The sequence below is a fragment of the Candidatus Darwinibacter acetoxidans genome (genome assembly GCF_041936445.1).
In the GTDB taxonomy this organism is placed as follows: domain Bacteria; phylum Bacillota; class Limnochordia; order Darwinibacteriales; family Darwinibacteriaceae; genus DTU010.
Genome location: NZ_JBHGXH010000230.1, coordinates 1 through 1,589, shown reverse-complemented (window position 1 = coordinate 1,589; position 1,589 = coordinate 1). Strand labels below are relative to the sequence as shown.

Genomic DNA, 1,589 nt, shown 5'->3' with positions numbered 1-1,589 from the left:
CTGCCGCAGCAGGCTGTCCTCTATCCCCTCCACCCAGGCGAATATCTCTGCCCGCATATCCTGGAGTTCGTTCATCCGCCGCTCCAGCCTGTCCCGCAGCCGCAGGAGCTTTTCGTTTCGCTCACCCGGCAGGCCGCGGATGATGAATTTCCGCTTGCCGTAAGGGAATTCGCGGCTGCTGCCCGTGACTACATCCGTGACTATCTCGCCCTCGACGGCGGCGATCTGCTCCTGGAGCAGCTCGATCTCCCGCTTCAAGTAGCGCACCTGCTTGAGCTTCTGCCGCGTCACTGTCCACCCCTCCCCAGTCCAGGCTTGGGCCGCTCCTGCATTAGCTCCGCATAGTATATTTCTTTGCCGCGCAGTTCTGCCGGGGACAGGATGATCCCGGTTATGTCCTGTGGCTCGACGTGGTGCTGCAGGGCTTGGAATAGTTCCGGGTGCTTGTCCTGCACCAGCTCGCCCAGGGTGAGGAAGGGTCGGGCCTCGCGGCGGCGGAATTTATAGGTCATGGAGTAGCCCCCTTTCGCCTTTCCTTTTCTGCCTGTTCAACCTGCACGTTAAAGATGGATCTTTGCACCTTCCCGGCCAGCTTATCCTTGAAGGCTTTAACGTATTCCCGTTTTATCTCAAAGCCATAGGCCTTTCGGCCTAATTGCTCGGCGGCAAGGAGCGTCACTCCGCTGCCAGCCACCGGGTCGATCACCACGTCGCCGGGATCGGTGAATATCTCGATCAGGTTTTTCAGTAGATGTATGCTCTTTTGTGTAGGGTGAATTTTCGGCGTTGTCGTGTCCCGCGCGTAGTCCATGCAGTTGAAGATCATCTTCCCGTTATTTCTGAATTTCGGCAACTTGTCCCGGTAAAGAAGTACTCCATATTCACAGTTCCCGACGATCCGCATATTGGCCTTGAGCACCTGCGCGGAGTAGTTTTTGCGAAAGACCAAGTTTATGTAGTTAGGGAAGCCGTATTTCCTGCCCTGCTCAATCAGCATGAACTGTTGCTCGAATTCGCAGAACACGATCATGCACCCGGCCTGCCCTTTTTGCTTCGGCTCTTTTTTGAGCATCGTGTTTACGAAGTGCATAAACTCCGCGATCCGGAAGTCTTTATCAGTGTCGAAGAAGGCGGCTCCCGCGTATTCGCTCTCGCCTTGTTTGTTGTCGCCGTCTTTATACCATTGCGGACTCGAGGCGTAGGCGTTCACCCCGATGTTGTAGGGAATATCGGCAATTATTAGCTGCGCCTTCGGTATGTTGTAGCGTTTGTAATTTTGAAAATGATCGTGATAGAGAATCACAGCCTGGCCCCCTTTTTCATGCGCTCTCCCTCTTGCTCTGTAGTATTTCTGCAACCGTCACATGCAGGCGCCGCTCGCGGATGTAAGCCTCGTAAAGCTCCGCGATACGGTCCGGCTCCCCGGCCATAGCGGCGATCACCATGCGGTAGATCAGCGCGGTGGCGGTCATGACGGATCGCCCTCCCCTTCGCCGTCTTCCGCCAGTCTCACGCCGCAAAGTATGTGCGCGTAGTCAGCGATCTTCTTCAGCTCCCCCGGGTTGCCCGTTTCGCCGTATCTCGCGGCA

At 56.1% G+C, this 1,589-nt stretch carries 4 protein-coding genes; all 4 read right to left on the bottom strand.

Annotation, left to right across the window (positions count from 1 at the left end; all coding sequences use genetic code 11):
* Nucleotides 1–291: RNA polymerase subunit sigma-24 (locus ACE4YL_RS08655; protein WP_461369528.1), on the bottom strand; the 291-nt coding region annotated here is incomplete at its 3' end.
* The gene (locus ACE4YL_RS08650; RefSeq protein WP_461369527.1) at nucleotides 288–512 is read right to left on the bottom strand and encodes a hypothetical protein; all 225 of its coding nucleotides are present in this window, start codon (nucleotides 510–512) and stop codon (nucleotides 288–290) included. The genes ACE4YL_RS08650 and ACE4YL_RS08655, both read right to left, overlap by 4 nt.
* On the bottom strand, nucleotides 509–1,303 hold the full coding sequence (locus ACE4YL_RS08645; RefSeq protein ID WP_461369526.1) for a DNA-methyltransferase: 795 nt from the start codon (nucleotides 1,301–1,303) through the stop codon (nucleotides 509–511). Before ACE4YL_RS08645 ends, ACE4YL_RS08650 begins: the two co-directional genes overlap by 4 nt.
* A gap of 16 nt (nucleotides 1,304–1,319) precedes the next feature.
* The gene (locus tag ACE4YL_RS08640; protein ID WP_461369525.1) at nucleotides 1,320–1,472 is read right to left on the bottom strand and encodes a hypothetical protein; all 153 of its coding nucleotides are present in this window, start codon (nucleotides 1,470–1,472) and stop codon (nucleotides 1,320–1,322) included.
* Nucleotides 1,473–1,589 lie beyond the last annotated feature (117 nt).

Excerpts from the sequence above, each read along its gene's own strand:
- ACE4YL_RS08650 (WP_461369527.1), bottom strand. The coding sequence starts at position 512 with ATGACCTATAAATTCCGCCGCCGCGAGGCCCGACCCTTCCTCACCCTG.
- ACE4YL_RS08640 (WP_461369525.1), bottom strand. The coding sequence starts at position 1,472 with ATGACCGCCACCGCGCTGATCTACCGCATGGTGATCGCCGCTATGGCC.